Origin of the sequence: Thermus tengchongensis (assembly GCF_021462405.1) — a bacterium.
GTDB lineage: Bacteria > Deinococcota > Deinococci > Deinococcales > Thermaceae > Thermus > Thermus tengchongensis.
The window spans coordinates 397,234-411,529 of sequence record NZ_JAKEDU010000001.1; the positions used below are offsets into that span (position 1 = coordinate 397,234).

Sequence of the window (14,296 nt, forward strand, 5' to 3'; positions counted from 1 at the left end):
ATGCTGGACATGGAGCGCATAGAGGCTGAAGAGCGGGCCCAGGGCATCCAGCACGTGCGGGTCATGCCCAGGTGGAAGGCCGGTATGCGCCGCCTGGCCCGGGCGGGCTACATCGTCTCCCTCCGGCGGGAGATCGGCCCCCGGGACGGGGAGTACTGGTTCTGGGCCCGGGCTTCCTACCTGGACGAGGGCCTTTTTGACTCCGGCCTCCGCCTGGTGGCCGAGGTGGGACCCTTCCCCGAGCCCGACCAGGCCGTCCAGGCCCTTCTCGGGGAGGTGGGGGTGTGACGGTGCAAACCCCCGACCGGACTTTCCATCTGGGAGAGGCTCCTAACGTGGCCGGGTTGGTGCGGGCTCTTCGCGAGCGGGGGTACAAGACCTCCTTTGAGCTCAGCTACTACACGATGGAACTTTCCCCCAGCAGCCCGGTCAGCATGATCCTCTGGATCAATGTCTTCTCCCCCGAGCTCGGGGACCGGGCCCATGTGCGGCTCCGCTCCTCAACCTACGCCCGCACCCCCGAAACGGCGTGGCAGATCCTCCCCTCTCCCGTTTTTTGGGGGGCCTACTGGTCCGCAACCGTACCGGGGGGCAAGGGCTCCATCAGGGCCGCCCGGGAGAAAGCCCGGCTGGTGCTGAAGGCCTTCGCCCCCATCATCCCTCCCAACGGGTACATCTACGTCTCCGTTGAGGGCGGCCTGAAGGCCAACGGTTGGCATAAGCCCCAAACCCGCATCTTCGCGGTGAAGAAGCTCCTTGAGGGTCCCCCCTCCGTGTTTGACGAGCTCCCTTCAGACCTCGGCGTGCTGCTGAAGAGCTAACCCCTGCCCCGGGGGCCATCCCCCCGGGGCTTCCCTTCCGGAGGAAACATGGACGCGGAACTCCAAGCCAAGATTGAGGCCATCCGGCAAACAAACCCTGGGATGGCCGAGGCCCTGATGCGGACCTACGAAGCCCTCAGGGCCAAGCAGGAAGGCCAGCAGAAAAGGAGCCCCCATGACGAGGAGGCCCACCAGGACGAGGAAAACCCCCGGCCCCAAAAGGCCGAGAAGGCCCCTCCCCCTCCTCCGGCGGCTCATCCTACCCCCCTACCCCCGGCAGGCCCGGCAGAGGCCCTTAAGGAGGCGGAAAGCCTCCAGGAAAAGCCCGCCCAGGACCTGACCTGGGCCGAGGTGCGCCTCTTTGAGTGGCGGGACCTCCTGGCCAAGGCGGAAGACCTCATCCGCAAGGCCGGGGACTGGGAGGCCCTGGGTCCCCTCCAGCCCCTGGTGCGCCTCCTTGTGGCCTTCGCACTCCGGGAGGGGGCCCGCCACGTACCTGAACGGGAAGCAGCGGTCTTCCTGGCCCAGTGGGAACTGGCCGCGATGCTGGAGGTCTCCACCCGCACCCTGGAGCGCTGGCTCAACGACGACCGCTACGAGCCCTACCGCAGGGTGGCCCAGGACTGGATTGCCTGGGAGACCTGGATGACCTCGGGGGAGGGGATTGGGAAGCCCCACGCGGTCCGGGGGGGCACGGTCTGGCGGGTTCGCGTCAAGCCCGTGCGGCGGAAGGAGGGGCGGAAGATCCGGGTCCTGGCCCCCTACCTGACCCTCCCCTGGCGGAATCTCGCCCAGGACCGCAAGGAAAAGCGCACCGAGCGGACGGCGAATGCGAACTCCGACACAGTGTCGGGATATAAAAGACTCCATCAGTTAGGGAATGGCTTAACTCTCCAGATCTTAGTAGGGGGGCCGTTACCCGCCTTCCAAAGGGAGAAAACCCCGTTACCTTTATATCCCGACACTCGGGCGGCAAGGGACCTCCGGGCCCTCCTCCGGGCCGCCTCCATCCCGGGAAGCCGGGAAGGGCGGCGCTCCTGGGCCCAGGAGGTGGCCTCGGCCATCGCCCGGGCCCTCGGGGACCAGAAGAGCATGGCCTTCTGGCTCCGGATGGTGTGGGCCGCCCTGCGGGTCATCGCCTACGGGGGCGGGGAAGGGGTTTTGCGGGTCCTCTTCCGGGTGGTCTCCATCGCCCAGGAGGCCCGGCAGGACGGCTTTGCCCGCTCCCCGGGGGCCTACGCCCAGCACCTCCTCAAGCGGGAAGGCTTCTTTGACCTGGTGGCCCCCTTCGCGGCGTACCGGGTGGGGTGAACCATGCGGCTGGACCGGATGAACCCCGAAGGCTTGAAGCTGGTCCTTTCCGGCCTACCGGAGAACGCCCGGGCCAAACCGGGGAAACCTGTTTGGACCCTCATCCGCACCTCTGAGGCGGACGGGGTCCAGGTGGGGCTGAAGTGGGACGGCTACGGGTACATCGTCTACCTGAGGCGCCCCAACGGGAAGGAGTACCTTCAGGAGATGGAGGTCATCCTCAGGGCGCTAAACCTGGGCCGCACCCTGGAGATCACCGAGGCCCAGGGTAAACTCCCCCGCAAGTGGGGCCCGAGGAAGTATCTTGTGGCCATCGTGGTGCCCGAGGGAGAGGAGGGAGTGGCATGACCCGGAACACCCTGATCAGCCTGGTGGGCCTGGTGGGGATCGCCCTCTACTTCGCCCTTCAGCCCTCCCGGCCTGCCGCCACGCCGGTGCAGGAGGAACCCTACAGTGCACCCCGGCCTGCCGTCCCGGCGGTGCACGGCGAACAAACCCCGTCCGGGAGCCCGGAAGTGCGGATTGAACTTTTGGGCGAAGCGGCAGGCTGCGGCGCACGAATCACGTCCCTGGGCCGCTCCGGGGCGGAGGTGGTCTTGAGCTACGAGGGGGAGGCCTCCCGGATTTGGGCGAAGTGGCCCGGCGGGACGTACCAAGCCCGTGTGGAAGACGCTTGCTCCGGTTTGACCTGCCGCCTCGTACTACCCCGTCCTGGCATGGGGGAGGTGCAGGTGGGCCTAGACGCGTGCCCAGGGGTGGAAATCCCCTGACACCTGGAGGCGATACGTGGTAGAGTGGGAGCAAATGGAAGAGCTGCGCAAAGGACGCCCTTCACGCCGCCTGTTGGACTTGGCTTCCCGGAAAAGGAACCCCATTCCCCTGGAGCGCCAGCCCCTGGAAGCCCTCCTCTACGCCCTTCTGGGCAACCTCCAGGCGGCCCGGTCCATCGCCCAGGCCCTGGAGGGGGACATCCGCAACATCCACGGCTGGGACATCCGGGACCTGGAGGCCCTTCCCGGGGTGGGGCGGGGGGTGATCGGCAAGCTGGCGGCCCTGGTGGAGCTCATCCGGAGGCTGCACCAGCCGAGGCCCAAGATGTAGTGCCCTGCCGCACATCCAATCAACATCTAGCGGCTTGTGCAAACGTGGTCTGACCCCCTACGGTAGGGAAGGGAAAGGGGTAAGCCCCATAAGGGGGCACCATGACGGCTACCGTGGCTATTGAGAAAGCAAAGCTCCTCCGGAAGGAGAGCGCGGGAGCACTACCCCCTGTCCCTTCGTTGGTCAAGGAGGGGCCAAGGCTTTTCCGGGAACTGGAGGAGTTTGTCCGCGAGAAGTGGGTTGAGCTTCCTCCGGAAGGGCAGGAGGTCCTGAAGGGCTTAGCCTACAGGCTGATCGAGCCCCCCAAGGATTTGCTCACCCGGCTTAAGGCCATTCCGGTGTCCCTTCAGTTGGCCTGGGCAGCTATGAAGGGGCAAATCACCCTCCAGGACCTGGCGGAGTTTTCCCAGGCGGCCCTGGACTTTGCCCGGGCGGTCCTGGACCGCGTGGAGGGAGAGAACCCCGCTTTCCGGGAAAGGGTTTCCCAGGCCTTGCAGGAGGCCTTGGAAGGAAAAACCTCCCCCTTGACCCTGGATGAGCTCCGCTCCGCCATCCTGGACGATTGAAAAGGCCGAGGGCTTCCTCAAAGACCTAAAAAGGCTGGCGAAGAGCCTTTACAAGTCCGATCGGCAGCGGATTGAGTTTGCCGACTACCTTTCATCCCTATACCTGAACTGGGGGGCTACCGGCTTGCCGGTTAGTGCGCCTCCCATGCAAGGTTTTTCGCTTCCTGAAGGGACCCGCCTTCACAAGGTTTACCTAAATCCCCCGGGTACTAGAGGCGCCAGCGGGGAGATGCGCGTCCTCGCGCTGGTCCAAGAGGAGCAGCGCAGGATTGCTCTCCTCATGGCCTACACCCACGCGGAATACGAAAGCCAACCCCCCAAGAGGGAAATCCAAAGGAGAATAGAAGAAGCGCTTTAGCGTCCCCAAGGGCGAAAAGCCGCTTTGCACCGGCGCGGCGGCCTGCCGCTTTGACCCTTTAGGCCGCCTTGCACCGGCAGGTGGGCAGGTCCACCTGCACCTTCGCCTTGCACCTTCCTGCCGAGCTTGATTCTCCCCCCACCCTTCCCGAGCCTGAGGGCATGGCCACCACCTACCGGCGCGTGCCCGTGGACCCGGAGAAACCCCTGGGCCCGGGCACCTACGAGATCGTGGCCGCCCACCGGAGCGGGGACGCTTCCCGGGTTACCCGGGCAGATTTGGAGAGGGCGCTCCAGGCCAAGTACGGCTCCGGGGTGAGGGTCCTGGACTGGGGTAAGAGGGGCGGGGACCTGGTGATCCGCCTCCAGGTCACGTCTTCCCCTTCGGGCTCCGGTTCCTCCGGGCCCACCCTGGACCCCTGGGCCGTGCCCCCCTCCTACGGCGGGTCGGGGTGCGGGTCCCGCTACTGCCCCCAGCCCATGAGCTGGGGCGGGGGCTACGAAGACCTCATCCAGCCGGCCTTCCTGCCGGCCCTTCCCGCCCTCCTCTCCGCGGCGGCGGTGGTGGCGGTCCTGTACCTGACCTTCCGCATCGTGGCGGCCATTAAGGAGACGGTCCAGCTGGTCCCCGAGCCCGCCCGTACCGTGGCCGTGGCGGGTACCGGGGTAGGGGTGGCGGCCCTCGGCCTGGGTGTCCTGGCCCTGGCCGTGTGGCCGAGAAGGAGGAGGTGAACATGCCCAAGCGCAGGAAGACCCGCAAGCGCAAGACCCGGAAGAGCCGGAGGTAAAGAGCCGGAGGTAGGCCATGACCCTGAGGCTTCCCGAGAACCTTTTGGCGGAGAAGGTGGAGATGCCCCCACCGGAGGCCCCCCGTGAGGTGGAGGCCGTCCCCTTGCGGGAGGGGGAGCTGGACCCCGTCCTGACCCGGGCGGTGGAGTCCCAGCCCGAGGTGGGGGTATCCGCGGGATCCCGCGGGAATCCCGGGCCGGAGGTGAAGGGAAAGAAAAGCGTTGAGGAGGCCAAGAACCCAAAGCCCGCCCCTGCCCAGGCTAAACCTACCCTCTCGGGGTACGCCGTGGCCCTTCTGGGCGCGGCCCTGGTGGTGGCGGCGGCGGCCCTAGGCATGAAAGGAGGCACCGGTGCAGGCCCAGCCCCCTGTGGGAACTGCGGAGGCGGAGCCGGAGGTCCTGCCGTTTCCGGCGGGTCCGGCCCCGTCATCTACTGACGGCTTTCAGGACCTGGGGGAGGAGGTCCCCTTCTCTGACCTCCCCCCCGAGCCCCCGCCCATAGAGCCCTTCACCGGAGCCGATTTGGTTCAGGGGGCCACCTGGATCCTCATCCTGGGCCTCCGGCTCCAGTCCCAGGAGGAGGTGGAGGCCTTCACCCGGGCCTTCCAGGGGGGTGTCCTGCCCATGCTCCCCCCGGCCCCGGTGCTGGACGCCCTCAAGGTGGGGGAGGCCCTGGCGGCCTACGGCATCGGGAAGAACCGCCTGCCCCTTCAGGGGGGCCTGGAGGCCCTTCCCCCCTGGCTCCGGATCCTCCTGGGGGCGGGGGTGCTGGCCATGAGCGCCTACGGAGGCATGCGTGCGGTCCAGGAAGTTCGGGCTCGGAGTGCTCCTCCTGCTCCTGTTGGGGGTGCTGATGCTCCACCGGCCCAGGCGTGAACCAAAGCCATGCCCCGAAGCGGAAATCCCCCGCTCAGGCCGGTACTTCTGGCCGCTAAACCCCATGAAGCCCCGACCCGACGCGGGGTTCATGGACCCCAACTACCCAAGCGAGATGGGCTTGCACACGGGGGTAGACCTCAACGGGCCTTTTGGGGGGGACTCCGACTACGGGCAACCGGTGCACGCCATTACCGATGGCCGGGTGGAGGCGGTCCTGCGGAACGTGCCTCCCATGTGGGGCAACATCGTAGTGATTTGGCATCCCGGCCCCGGCATCTGGGCGCGATACGCGCACCTGAAGGACATCTACGTCCGGCGCTGCGACGTGGTCCAGGCCGGCCAGGTGATCGGCACGGTGGGGAAGGGGTACGACAACCGCCTAACCGCCCACCTCCACTTGGACATCCTCATCCGGCGTCCGGAGCGTTGGGATGACTGGCCCGGTCACGACCGAGACCGCCTGCTGGCGCACTACACCGACCCGTGGGCCTTTCTCCAGCGCCAGGCCTTGGCAGGCCGGATGGAGTGGCCGGAGCGGTGGAGGGTCTGATGCCCAAGTTCTTCGTCAAAGCCTTCTCCTGCCCTTCTAAAGGGGATGCCCTGAAAGGGCTTGCCCTTTGCAAGGCCAGGGCGGAAGAGGCGGCTCAGGACGCCAGGGTAGAGTACACCTTTGCCGAGGCCATCCCCTACGAGTTGAAGGACCAGGCGGGCATTGGGCCTTTTTACGTCGTCTGGGGGTACGATGCCCCCAGGCCGCTCCAAATAGGGAACCGGGGGGTTAGCCGCGAAAAGGCCCGGATAGGGGAACCTCCTAGGGGATGGAACCGCTGGAGCCGGGTTCTCAAGGTAGGGAACCGCAAGGTGATTTTTTGGGTCAACTGGAGGGAGCGCGCTTCCCTTTTAAACCGGCTGTTTGGGAAGAGTGGGAAGAGTGAGAAGAGGCCTCAAAGGAGGAAAAGGAGGTGGCGATGAACGCTGATTTTTTAAAAGCAAACGCCTTCCCCCTCGCCGTCCTGGCCGGGGGGGTTTACCTCGGCCTCGGCAGGGTGAAGAACCTGCGGGAGGGGCAAGGTTGCCCCAAGTGCGAGACCGCCCAGGCCGTGGTGGCCTTCGCCCTGGCCGCCTGGGCGGCGTGGGAGGTGTGGCGGGCGTACCGGGGCTAGATGGCCGGTAGGCAGACCTTCCGCATCCTCATCGTGGGAAAGACGGGCTCGGGGAAGTCCACCCTGGCCCGTCAGGTTTTGCTTCGCATGGAGGGGCGCTTCCGGAAGCTCGTCATCGTCAACCGCAAAACGGAGTTCTCCGAGCTCTGTGAGGTCCGCTTCCGGGTGCGGGAGGAGGGGGACCCTGGCCCCGCCCTCCGGCGTCACCGCAGGGTCTTCTTCCACGTCACGGGCTACGACCCCCGCCCCTTCCTGGACGCCCTGGGGGCGGAGATCATGCGCCAACGGGACGTCCTCCTGGTGGTGGACGAGGCCTACCACTTCTTTCCCCGGGGGGCGGTGCCCAAGGGGCTGTTTGAGGTCCTGACGGGGGGAAGGGAGATGGGCCACAACGCCATCTTCGTGACCCAGATGCTCCAGGGCCTCACCGGGGGGATAGACCCCGGCGTGCGCAAGCAGGCTTCTCACCTGGTGACCTTCCGGGTAACCGAGCCCAACGACGTGCGGGCGGTCTCGGAGCACTTCCCCGAACTCGGGGAGAGGGTCCGCACCCTGGCCCGTCCGGATGCTGGCCTACCCCCGGAGTACGGGGTCAAGGACCTGGACCGGGAGGAGGGGGGCCTGGTCCTGCGGGATCCACGGGACCCCAGGCGTAGGATCTGGGTGCGGCTGTAGCGTCTAGAACGGAAAGAGTACGCCCCGGCAGGTCAAAGCGGCCTGCCGGGATGCACTTTGGTGCGCCCCGGCCTGCCGCCCCGCACCGTCGCCACGCACCGCCCCCTTGTTCTTGCTCTTTCCCTTTCCACCGCCCCACGCTCAGGGCAGCAAGGAGGGATAGATGGCGGATCAGGCGGCAATCCAGGCAGGCCGGGACATGCAGAAGCTGGCCAGTACATCCAATCCGCTGGAGGTGATCCAGAACCCCATTGTGGTGGCCACCTCCCTAGGGGTGCTGGGGGCGTACATGTTCCGGAAGGCGCTCTACACCAGCCGGCGCGACCTTTTCGGCTGGGCCAGCAAGGGGCCGGATGGGAAGGTGCACTACTACGCCGTGGGCCCGGACGGCAAGCCGGACACCTCCAAAGAGGTGCCCAACGCCTACACCAACCGGCTTCTCTTGAACCTGGGCGGGGTCCTCCTCGGGACGCTCCTCATCAACAACCGGCTAACCGAGGACCCTATGGTGGACTACATCGGCTTGGGCGTTGCCGCGGGGTCGTTCGCCAACCTGGTGATGACCCTGCTGGCCATTGACTAGGAGGAGGAAAGATGCAGGAGGCTTTTAACCGCATCAAGGCGCTTCGGCCTGGGGCCCGTCCCATTACCCTGATCAAGGGGGGCCCCGATTATCGCGACTACACCGGCAGGCAGCGGGTGAAGGTGGCGGAGTTTGTGGTCCCGCAAGGGGCTTCGTGGGTCATCCCCAACCCCTTGCCCGTGGTGCTCAAGCTCTACGACTCTGCGGGTAACCAGCTCCCTCACGACACGGACGTGTTCCTGGCCCGCAAGACCCGGGGCTTTGACGCCCCTGAGTTCCTGGGCAAGGTCCAGTACGCCAGCTACTACGACCTCACTGAGGCCCAGCAGCGGGACGCCAAGTACTACCAGAACATCCTGGCCACCTTGAGCCCGGCCAAGGGCGGCGTGGCCCCTCAAGGCTTTGCCTTCCGGGAGGGGGACATCCTGGAGATCTACGTGGAGTCCAGCGCCACCCCCAACCTGGCCGACGCCCGCACCCGCATTGAGCTGCCGGTGGGCGTGGACAACTCCACCATTTAAGGAGGGGAGCATGGCCATTCTGGACAACCTCAGGAAGGCCCTTCAGGGCGGCCTGGACCGCTTCCGGGACCTCCCCCGGGTGGAGGCACCCCGGGCCCAGGCGGCCCCTCCCGCCCGCCCCGCTCCGGCGGCGGTGCAGATGGGGGATTGGGCCTTCGCCTGGATTGACGGGGAGGATCTGGAGAGCACCGGCCTGCCCTACCGCTCCAACGAGTGGTTCGCCCTGGCCCAGATGCGCACCCCCGAGACCGCCCACTTCCGCATCCTGGCGGGGGAGAAGCGCCTGCGCATCTACCTGAAGGGGCAGAAGACGGTGCCCGGTCAGAACCTGGCCTCGCCCCAGGCCCGCACCGTGGCCCTGCCCTACCTGGTGCAGAGCGCCCAGGGCGCCCCCACCCTGCCCTCCACCTACCACCCCGACGTGCAGGTCTGGGCTCAGGTGGGCGGGGTGTGGCAAAGGCTCACCATCACCAACGTGGACTACGCGGCGGGCCAGGTGACCTTTACCGAGCCCGCGGGCGTGCCCACCAGCAGCAACATTGAGATCTACTACACCCACGCGGACGGCCAGTTCCGTTTCCGGGTGGCCCGGGACGCGGGCGGGATTGACGACAGCGTAGCCACCGTCTTCAACCAGTCCTTCTCCACCATGCACAGCATTGACCAGAACAACCTGGAGACCATGCTGGCCTGGCCGCAGCAGGTGGAGCTGGTGCCGGGGACGCGGCTGGTCCTGGAGGTGCGCACCGCTCAGGTGCCGATGGTCTGGAACGACCGGGCGGGCCACTACGTCCACATCGCCGCCCTGGCCCGCAGGGTCCAGGTCTTGGACAAGGGGCAGCTGAATCGCCTGGCGGAGCTGGAGAACCGGGCGGGGCTATAAGGAGGCGGCATGGGGCTGGAAGCTCAGTTGGATGATGGTTCCTTCTCCGGAGGAGGGGGATCGACCAGCCTTGGGTCCAGCGGGGGTACTTTTTCCCTAAGCAATAGTTACGGTAGCAACCAGTACTTTCCCAGGGACCTTGACTTCTCTTTGGGCAACAGCTACCAGGCATCCACCGGAGGCTCCTCTGCTGGCTCTGGGTTTTCCATCGCCAACAGCTACCAGTCACCGTTAGGAGGTAGCACAGGGGGGACAAAAATGTACGACTTGAGCACGTCCGGCGTGGGGGCGGGCGGATCTGAGCCCCCTCTCTGGCAGCAGATCCTGGGTGGCCTAGGTGCGCTCAACTCCCTGCTGGACCCCTACATCCTCACGGAGCAAGAGCGCATGCAGCTGGAGCTGGAGCGGGCCAAGGCTCAGGCGGAAGCCGAGAAGGCGCGCCTGGCCTCCATCCAGGTCCAGCCCCAGCCCGCGGTGCCCACCTGGGCCTGGGTGGTGGGGGGAGCAGCCCTGGTCCTGATCCTTTTCCTGCTGCTCCGGGAGTGAGACATGGAAGTGGTGGCGGGACTCCTCGCGGGGATCGGCTCCATAGGTGGCCTCCTGGATGACTGGATCGTCACGGAGGAAGAGCGCCAGGCCCTGGAGAACCAGCGCAAGGCGGTAGAGGCCGCCATGCGCCAGGCCGAGCTGGAAGCCCGCCTGCGGGAGGAGGAGGCCCGCCTTCGCGCCGCTGCTGCCGCCAACCAGGCTAGGGCCACGATGGTCATCGGCATTGCCCTGGCCATCGCCCTGGTGCTGGTGGTGCTCATCTGGAGGTTCGCATGAACACGGGAGAGGTCCTGTTAGGCGTCGCGGCCCTTGGCGCGGTGGGGGTGGGGGCCCTGGTGGCCCTTCGCCTCACCAGCCCCGAGCGGGCCCAGGTGCCCAACCCCTACGCCGCGCCGGTCCAGCCCCCGGCTTCGTCCCCGGTGCTGCCCCCGGCGTACGCCCCCGCTCAACCTCAGTCCGCGGCCCCCGCGTATCCTGCCCCTGCGCCCGTTTACCCCGCTCCTCCCCCCTCTACTCCCACCATCACCAAGGGGCAGCTCTGCGCGGAGTACCAGCAGAAGAAGGCCAACCTGGAAACCCTCATCCAGGACACACAGAAGAAAATGGACGCCCTGGTGGCCAAGGGGTCCAGCGCGGACAAAAACTGCTGGAGCTACGCTCAGCGGGAGGCGTGCTTCTTTGGCATCTGCTCCCCTGCTCTAAACGGCAACTACAGCGCCTGCATGAGCTACGTCAAGGGGGAGGGGCCGAGGCCGGGGAACCTGTTTGATTTTGAGGACTCCCGGGCGGTGGACCAGGCCCACCGGGAATACGCCGCCCTGAAGGAGAAGCTGGCGGACTACCAGTCCCAGCTGGAGGCCGTCCGCCAGCAGCTCAACAAGCTGGCCGCTGAGGGGGTGGTTTGCTGATGGACTGGGGCTTCCTGGACGCCGTGGACAAGGGCCTGGGGGTGGTGGCCTTCCTGGCCTTCCTCCGGCTGGTCTTCGGCGATCTCCAGGAGATGAAGGCCTCCCTCAAGCGGATTGAGGAGCACCTGGCCCTGCAGGCGGAGCTCGCCCGGGCCCAGGCTAGGGCCAGGAGGAAGGAAAAGGAGGTGGAAAGTGGACGCTAAGACGCTGGTCCTCATCGCCCTTCTGGGCGGTTTAGCCTACCTCGGCTGGAAGGCCTTGGGGGGCACGGGGGCAAAGGGGGAAGCCTCTCCGGATGAGGCTCCGCCCCCTTCCGGAACTGGGGACAACCCGGAGTACTACCCCGTCCCCTACCCGGTTTATCCCGTGCCGGTTTGGGACCCCGGCTACCAGAACGGGGGGCTGCCCGGCTTCGGCCTGGGCTCCTTCGTGAACCCCTGCGCGGCCTTCCCCAGCCTCTGCCGCCCGCTGGTGCCCATCCCCGGAGGAGGCGAAGCGTGAAGTGGATCTGGTGGGCGGTGGCTGGGGTAGGGGCGGTGGGGGTGGGGGTCTACCTGCTCTCCCGTGAGAAACCGGCTCAGGGGAAAGCCTCTCAGCAGGCCTCCACCTCCGCACCCTCCACCGGTTCCGGCCTCATCACCTGCATGGCGGCCTGGGCTTGCGCGGACGGCTCCACCCGCTCCGGCTGCAGCGCGGAGCAGGCCTGTGCGGGCTACGGGGGGCCGGCCAAGGTGGTGGTGGATGACTTCACCCCCAAACCTACGCCCATCTTCAGGGAACCTCTTCCGGAACCTACCCCTGTGGTACCCTCCCCTAAACCGGAAGACCCGATTCTGGAGCCGGTACCCGTCCTTCCGGAGGAGTTCATCCCCAAACCTACGCCCATCTTCAGGGAGCCGTACCCCATCGCCATTGACGTTTTCCCCATTTGGGACCGCATTTAGGAGGCCCTGATGACCTGGACTGACCTTATCCCGCCCGGAAACCTTTGGATCGTTTGGCTTCTCCAGGCTGCCCTGGCCGTGGGGGTGATCGCCCTTCTGGCTGGGGCCCTTGTGGCCCTCCTCGGGAAGGTCCCGGTGGTGGGGCCGGTCCTCGCGGCCATCGTGCGCGTCCTCGCGGGGAACTACGAGAAGTGGCTTGCCGAAAGGGTGCCCAAGCTGGCGGAGCAGGCCGTCCTCAGCGTGGAGGAGCGCTACCGGCGCTCCAGTCTCCCCCCCGAGGAGCGCGCCCGGGCCAAGCTGGAGGAGGCCATCGCGGCCCTGCAGGAGATGGCCCCCGGCCTGGCCCGCGACATCGCCCGGCGGCAGATTGAAGCGGCCCTGGCCCGCATCCGGGCCACGGGCATGGAGCAGAAGGCTGGAGGTGGGAAATGAGCTTCCAAGACGGCGTTCAGCTCGGCGCAGGCTTCGTGGTGGGCGCGGCCCTGGTCTGGTTGGGGATTCTCCTCATCCTGGCCATCCTGGGGGCTCTCCTTGGACGAGATGGCGGCGGCAACTAGCGGAGGGACTACCTTGTGGCAGGCCTACAAGCAGGGCATAGGGGTGGGCCTGGGGCTCCTCACGGTCTACGCCCTGGCCCTGCTCCTCCTGGCCCTCCTGGTGCGGCAGAGCGTAGCGGGGGGAACTCCAGCCCAACCCCCGGCGGAAGGAGGTCCTAGGTGTTCAACCTCTTGGGCGTGAAACCGGATGAGCTCATCGCCCAGGCCCAGGGCGCGGTGAAGGCCCTGGATGAACGGCTGGCGTGCGTGGAGGACCGCCTGGCGGCCATCCAGCGCACCCTGGAGTACGAGTACGGGCGCCCCCGGCGGGACGTGGCGGGCCACGATCCCGCCCGCCTCCCCCTCATCGCCCAGATCCCGGCGGGGGACACCCCTCACCGGCTGGAGCTGGTGGGGCTCCTCGGGAAGCCCGCCACCCGGGGCCACCTGGTGAACATCGGGGACTCTAAGGCCCGCATCTGGTTCACCCTGGGCTCCTCCCGGGTGGGGCCCTACGTTCTCCTGCCCGCGGCGGCCCTGGACCTCTCCTTCATCGTGGACGGGGTGGAGATCGCGGACGCGGGGGAGGGGCCCACCACGCTGCAGGTCCTCTTCCAGTGATGCTTCCGGTCAGGGTCGGGAAACGGGGCAAGGGCTACTTCCCGGAGGCCCGCATCGTCCGGGGCCCCCGGGTCATGGGGGAGACCGCGGACAACTCCTTTCAGGCCCTCCTGGGCTACGCCTGGATGGGGGTCCTGGACCGCGCCCAGCGGCGCTTCCGCCTCTTCCAGGCCCGCAAAACTGCCTTAGGCTCCGAGCCCTGGCCCATCGGTTCTCCGGATGAGGCGGAGTGGGTGGAGGTGGAAGCCCCACCCCTCCCCCACCCCGTGGAGGAGATCCGCCACCTGGCCCTGTGCTTTGACCAGGCCGCCCGGCATGTGGTGGCCTACGAGCGGGACGAGGAGATCTGGATCCGCCAGTGGGACCCTCTGCGGGGGGGCTATACCATGCGGGGGCCCTTCCCGGGGAGGGACCCGGTTCTCATCTGGGACTTTGAGGTGGGGTACTTCCTGCCGGACTCGGATGTGCTTCTCCTCCACCTCTCCCCGGACCGCACCCGGGTCATCATGCGGGTCCAGCGGGAGCTGTACGCCACGCCCCACGTCCACCAAACCCTACCTTCCCCCGGCTACCTGGACCAGGCCGTGGCCCTCCCCTACCAGGGGGAGGTCCTGGGGAGCCTGGAGGGGGATCCGGACACCACGGGGCTGGTTCTGCGCACGGACCCCTATCCGGTGCGGGGGGAAGATCCCCTTGCCCCCACAGTCTTTTCCCCCCCAAACCAGTGGGCCCTTATCCCCGTGGTTGTGGTGCGAGATGTGGGGGAAGATGGGGTGGCGGCTCCGCTTTCGCCCCCAGTTGAATGGGCGTACATTCCCATTGTCCTGGTCAGAGACCTGGGAACAGATACGCTTTCCCCAGGCTTGTCTCCACCATCGGCCTGGACCTATACCCCTGTCGTCATAGTCAGGGATTTGGGGCAGGACCAAGCTTCTGTAGGCGCTTCTCCTCCTCTTTCCTGGTCCTACCAGCTCGTGGTGGTGGCGGTGCGCTTGGACCAGCCTCCCTACACGAATACGGGTTACGAGAACCTCGGGGGTGGGGCCATGTCCCCACCCACGGCGTGGAGCTATGGACCGTAGGGGGTAAA

At 67.0% G+C, this 14,296-nt stretch carries 28 protein-coding genes; all 28 read left to right on the top strand.

Annotated features, from left to right (window positions below):
• Nucleotides 1-288 (top strand): hypothetical protein, encoded by a 288-nt coding sequence (locus L1087_RS02030; RefSeq protein WP_234557386.1) that lies wholly within the window; start codon nucleotides 1-3, stop codon nucleotides 286-288.
• On the top strand, nucleotides 285-821 hold the full coding sequence (locus tag L1087_RS02035) for a hypothetical protein (protein ID WP_234557387.1): 537 nt from the start codon (nucleotides 285-287) through the stop codon (nucleotides 819-821). Before L1087_RS02030 ends, L1087_RS02035 begins: the two co-directional genes overlap by 4 nt.
• A 48-nt stretch (nucleotides 822-869) precedes the next feature.
• On the top strand, nucleotides 870-2,132 hold the full coding sequence (locus tag L1087_RS02040; protein WP_234557388.1) for a hypothetical protein: 1,263 nt from the start codon (nucleotides 870-872) through the stop codon (nucleotides 2,130-2,132).
• A 3-nt stretch (nucleotides 2,133-2,135) separates the two neighbouring features.
• Nucleotides 2,136-2,480 carry a hypothetical protein gene (locus L1087_RS02045; protein ID WP_234557389.1) on the top strand — a complete coding sequence of 115 codons (345 nt, stop codon included), beginning with the start codon at nucleotides 2,136-2,138 and terminating at the stop codon, nucleotides 2,478-2,480.
• On the top strand, nucleotides 2,477-2,902 hold the full coding sequence (locus L1087_RS02050) for a hypothetical protein (protein WP_234557390.1): 426 nt from the start codon (nucleotides 2,477-2,479) through the stop codon (nucleotides 2,900-2,902). Before L1087_RS02045 ends, L1087_RS02050 begins: the two co-directional genes overlap by 4 nt.
• Before the next feature lie 34 nt (nucleotides 2,903-2,936).
• Nucleotides 2,937-3,233 carry a JAB domain-containing protein gene (locus L1087_RS02055; protein ID WP_234557391.1) on the top strand — a complete coding sequence of 99 codons (297 nt, stop codon included), beginning with the start codon at nucleotides 2,937-2,939 and terminating at the stop codon, nucleotides 3,231-3,233.
• Nucleotides 3,234-3,334: 101 nt separating this feature from the next.
• Nucleotides 3,335-3,799: a hypothetical protein gene (locus L1087_RS02060; RefSeq protein ID WP_234557393.1), complete on the top strand. Its 465-nt coding sequence runs from the start codon at nucleotides 3,335-3,337 to the stop codon at nucleotides 3,797-3,799.
• 229 nt (nucleotides 3,800-4,028) lie between these two features.
• Nucleotides 4,029-4,157 carry a hypothetical protein gene (locus L1087_RS13125; protein WP_267964615.1) on the top strand — a complete coding sequence of 43 codons (129 nt, stop codon included), beginning with the start codon at nucleotides 4,029-4,031 and terminating at the stop codon, nucleotides 4,155-4,157.
• A gap of 161 nt (nucleotides 4,158-4,318) precedes the next feature.
• Nucleotides 4,319-4,888 (top strand): hypothetical protein, encoded by a 570-nt coding sequence (locus L1087_RS02065; protein ID WP_234557394.1) that lies wholly within the window; start codon nucleotides 4,319-4,321, stop codon nucleotides 4,886-4,888.
• Nucleotides 4,889-4,961: 73 nt separating this feature from the next.
• Nucleotides 4,962-5,381: a hypothetical protein gene (locus tag L1087_RS02070; RefSeq protein WP_234557396.1), complete on the top strand. Its 420-nt coding sequence runs from the start codon at nucleotides 4,962-4,964 to the stop codon at nucleotides 5,379-5,381.
• On the top strand, nucleotides 5,296-5,820 hold the full coding sequence (locus L1087_RS02075; protein WP_234557397.1) for a hypothetical protein: 525 nt from the start codon (nucleotides 5,296-5,298) through the stop codon (nucleotides 5,818-5,820). The genes L1087_RS02070 and L1087_RS02075 overlap by 86 nt, the downstream gene beginning before the upstream one ends.
• Before the next feature lie 64 nt (nucleotides 5,821-5,884).
• Nucleotides 5,885-6,373, top strand: a complete 489-nt coding sequence (locus L1087_RS02080; RefSeq protein WP_234557399.1) for a M23 family metallopeptidase — start codon at nucleotides 5,885-5,887, stop codon at nucleotides 6,371-6,373.
• A 418-nt stretch (nucleotides 6,374-6,791) separates the two neighbouring features.
• Nucleotides 6,792-6,986, top strand: coding sequence for a hypothetical protein (locus L1087_RS02085; RefSeq protein WP_234557402.1), 195 nt, complete (start codon nucleotides 6,792-6,794; stop codon nucleotides 6,984-6,986).
• The gene (locus L1087_RS02090) at nucleotides 6,987-7,661 is read left to right on the top strand and encodes an AAA family ATPase (protein ID WP_234557404.1); all 675 of its coding nucleotides are present in this window, start codon (nucleotides 6,987-6,989) and stop codon (nucleotides 7,659-7,661) included. It begins immediately after the preceding gene.
• A gap of 163 nt (nucleotides 7,662-7,824) precedes the next feature.
• Entirely contained in the window at nucleotides 7,825-8,244 is a 420-nt protein-coding gene (locus L1087_RS02095; protein WP_234557406.1) for a hypothetical protein, read from the top strand.
• Between the two features lie 11 nt (nucleotides 8,245-8,255).
• Nucleotides 8,256-8,765, top strand: coding sequence for a hypothetical protein (locus L1087_RS02100; protein ID WP_234557408.1), 510 nt, complete (start codon nucleotides 8,256-8,258; stop codon nucleotides 8,763-8,765).
• Between the two features lie 10 nt (nucleotides 8,766-8,775).
• Nucleotides 8,776-9,648, top strand: coding sequence for a hypothetical protein (locus L1087_RS02105; RefSeq protein ID WP_234557410.1), 873 nt, complete (start codon nucleotides 8,776-8,778; stop codon nucleotides 9,646-9,648).
• 258 nt (nucleotides 9,649-9,906) lie between these two features.
• Entirely contained in the window at nucleotides 9,907-10,194 is a 288-nt protein-coding gene (locus L1087_RS02110) for a hypothetical protein (protein ID WP_234557411.1), read from the top strand.
• Nucleotides 10,195-10,206: 12 nt separating this feature from the next.
• Nucleotides 10,207-10,473, top strand: coding sequence for a hypothetical protein (locus L1087_RS02115; RefSeq protein WP_234557412.1), 267 nt, complete (start codon nucleotides 10,207-10,209; stop codon nucleotides 10,471-10,473).
• On the top strand, nucleotides 10,470-11,105 hold the full coding sequence (locus tag L1087_RS02120; protein ID WP_234557413.1) for a hypothetical protein: 636 nt from the start codon (nucleotides 10,470-10,472) through the stop codon (nucleotides 11,103-11,105). Before L1087_RS02115 ends, L1087_RS02120 begins: the two co-directional genes overlap by 4 nt.
• Nucleotides 11,105-11,308 carry a hypothetical protein gene (locus tag L1087_RS02125; protein ID WP_234557414.1) on the top strand — a complete coding sequence of 68 codons (204 nt, stop codon included), beginning with the start codon at nucleotides 11,105-11,107 and terminating at the stop codon, nucleotides 11,306-11,308. Before L1087_RS02120 ends, L1087_RS02125 begins: the two co-directional genes overlap by 1 nt.
• Nucleotides 11,298-11,606 carry a hypothetical protein gene (locus L1087_RS02130; protein ID WP_234557415.1) on the top strand — a complete coding sequence of 103 codons (309 nt, stop codon included), beginning with the start codon at nucleotides 11,298-11,300 and terminating at the stop codon, nucleotides 11,604-11,606. Before L1087_RS02125 ends, L1087_RS02130 begins: the two co-directional genes overlap by 11 nt.
• Nucleotides 11,603-12,049, top strand: coding sequence for a hypothetical protein (locus L1087_RS02135; protein WP_234557416.1), 447 nt, complete (start codon nucleotides 11,603-11,605; stop codon nucleotides 12,047-12,049). The genes L1087_RS02130 and L1087_RS02135 overlap by 4 nt, the downstream gene beginning before the upstream one ends.
• A gap of 9 nt (nucleotides 12,050-12,058) precedes the next feature.
• A complete protein-coding gene (locus L1087_RS02140; RefSeq protein WP_234557417.1) occupies nucleotides 12,059-12,481 on the top strand; it encodes a hypothetical protein in 423 nt (140 codons plus the stop codon).
• Entirely contained in the window at nucleotides 12,478-12,606 is a 129-nt protein-coding gene (locus L1087_RS13130) for a hypothetical protein (RefSeq protein WP_267964616.1), read from the top strand. Before L1087_RS02140 ends, L1087_RS13130 begins: the two co-directional genes overlap by 4 nt.
• Before the next feature lie 13 nt (nucleotides 12,607-12,619).
• Nucleotides 12,620-12,787 carry a hypothetical protein gene (locus L1087_RS02145; protein WP_234557418.1) on the top strand — a complete coding sequence of 56 codons (168 nt, stop codon included), beginning with the start codon at nucleotides 12,620-12,622 and terminating at the stop codon, nucleotides 12,785-12,787.
• Nucleotides 12,766-13,206 carry a hypothetical protein gene (locus tag L1087_RS02150; protein WP_234557419.1) on the top strand — a complete coding sequence of 147 codons (441 nt, stop codon included), beginning with the start codon at nucleotides 12,766-12,768 and terminating at the stop codon, nucleotides 13,204-13,206. The genes L1087_RS02145 and L1087_RS02150 overlap by 22 nt, the downstream gene beginning before the upstream one ends.
• Nucleotides 13,206-14,288, top strand: a complete 1,083-nt coding sequence (locus L1087_RS02155; RefSeq protein ID WP_234557421.1) for a hypothetical protein — start codon at nucleotides 13,206-13,208, stop codon at nucleotides 14,286-14,288. The genes L1087_RS02150 and L1087_RS02155 overlap by 1 nt, the downstream gene beginning before the upstream one ends.
• The last annotated feature ends 8 nt before the right edge of the window (nucleotides 14,289-14,296 follow it).

Excerpts from the sequence above, each read along its gene's own strand:
- L1087_RS02030 (WP_234557386.1), top strand. The coding sequence starts at position 1 with ATGCTGGACATGGAGCGCATAGAGGCTGAAGAGCGGGCCCAGGGCATC.
- L1087_RS02040 (WP_234557388.1), top strand. The coding sequence starts at position 870 with ATGGACGCGGAACTCCAAGCCAAGATTGAGGCCATCCGGCAAACAAAC.
- L1087_RS02045 (WP_234557389.1), top strand. The coding sequence starts at position 2,136 with ATGCGGCTGGACCGGATGAACCCCGAAGGCTTGAAGCTGGTCCTTTCC.
- L1087_RS02050 (WP_234557390.1), top strand. The coding sequence starts at position 2,477 with ATGACCCGGAACACCCTGATCAGCCTGGTGGGCCTGGTGGGGATCGCC.
- L1087_RS02055 (WP_234557391.1), top strand. The coding sequence starts at position 2,937 with ATGGAAGAGCTGCGCAAAGGACGCCCTTCACGCCGCCTGTTGGACTTG.
- L1087_RS02060 (WP_234557393.1), top strand. The coding sequence starts at position 3,335 with ATGACGGCTACCGTGGCTATTGAGAAAGCAAAGCTCCTCCGGAAGGAG.
- L1087_RS13125 (WP_267964615.1), top strand. The coding sequence starts at position 4,029 with ATGCGCGTCCTCGCGCTGGTCCAAGAGGAGCAGCGCAGGATTGCTCTC.
- L1087_RS02065 (WP_234557394.1), top strand. The coding sequence starts at position 4,319 with ATGGCCACCACCTACCGGCGCGTGCCCGTGGACCCGGAGAAACCCCTG.
- L1087_RS02070 (WP_234557396.1), top strand. The coding sequence starts at position 4,962 with ATGACCCTGAGGCTTCCCGAGAACCTTTTGGCGGAGAAGGTGGAGATG.
- L1087_RS02080 (WP_234557399.1), top strand. The coding sequence starts at position 5,885 with ATGAAGCCCCGACCCGACGCGGGGTTCATGGACCCCAACTACCCAAGC.
- L1087_RS02085 (WP_234557402.1), top strand. The coding sequence starts at position 6,792 with ATGAACGCTGATTTTTTAAAAGCAAACGCCTTCCCCCTCGCCGTCCTG.
- L1087_RS02090 (WP_234557404.1), top strand. The coding sequence starts at position 6,987 with ATGGCCGGTAGGCAGACCTTCCGCATCCTCATCGTGGGAAAGACGGGC.
- L1087_RS02095 (WP_234557406.1), top strand. The coding sequence starts at position 7,825 with ATGGCGGATCAGGCGGCAATCCAGGCAGGCCGGGACATGCAGAAGCTG.
- L1087_RS02100 (WP_234557408.1), top strand. The coding sequence starts at position 8,256 with ATGCAGGAGGCTTTTAACCGCATCAAGGCGCTTCGGCCTGGGGCCCGT.
- L1087_RS02105 (WP_234557410.1), top strand. The coding sequence starts at position 8,776 with ATGGCCATTCTGGACAACCTCAGGAAGGCCCTTCAGGGCGGCCTGGAC.
- L1087_RS02110 (WP_234557411.1), top strand. The coding sequence starts at position 9,907 with ATGTACGACTTGAGCACGTCCGGCGTGGGGGCGGGCGGATCTGAGCCC.
- L1087_RS02120 (WP_234557413.1), top strand. The coding sequence starts at position 10,470 with ATGAACACGGGAGAGGTCCTGTTAGGCGTCGCGGCCCTTGGCGCGGTG.
- L1087_RS02125 (WP_234557414.1), top strand. The coding sequence starts at position 11,105 with ATGGACTGGGGCTTCCTGGACGCCGTGGACAAGGGCCTGGGGGTGGTG.
- L1087_RS02140 (WP_234557417.1), top strand. The coding sequence starts at position 12,059 with ATGACCTGGACTGACCTTATCCCGCCCGGAAACCTTTGGATCGTTTGG.
- L1087_RS13130 (WP_267964616.1), top strand. The coding sequence starts at position 12,478 with ATGAGCTTCCAAGACGGCGTTCAGCTCGGCGCAGGCTTCGTGGTGGGC.
- L1087_RS02155 (WP_234557421.1), top strand. The coding sequence starts at position 13,206 with ATGCTTCCGGTCAGGGTCGGGAAACGGGGCAAGGGCTACTTCCCGGAG.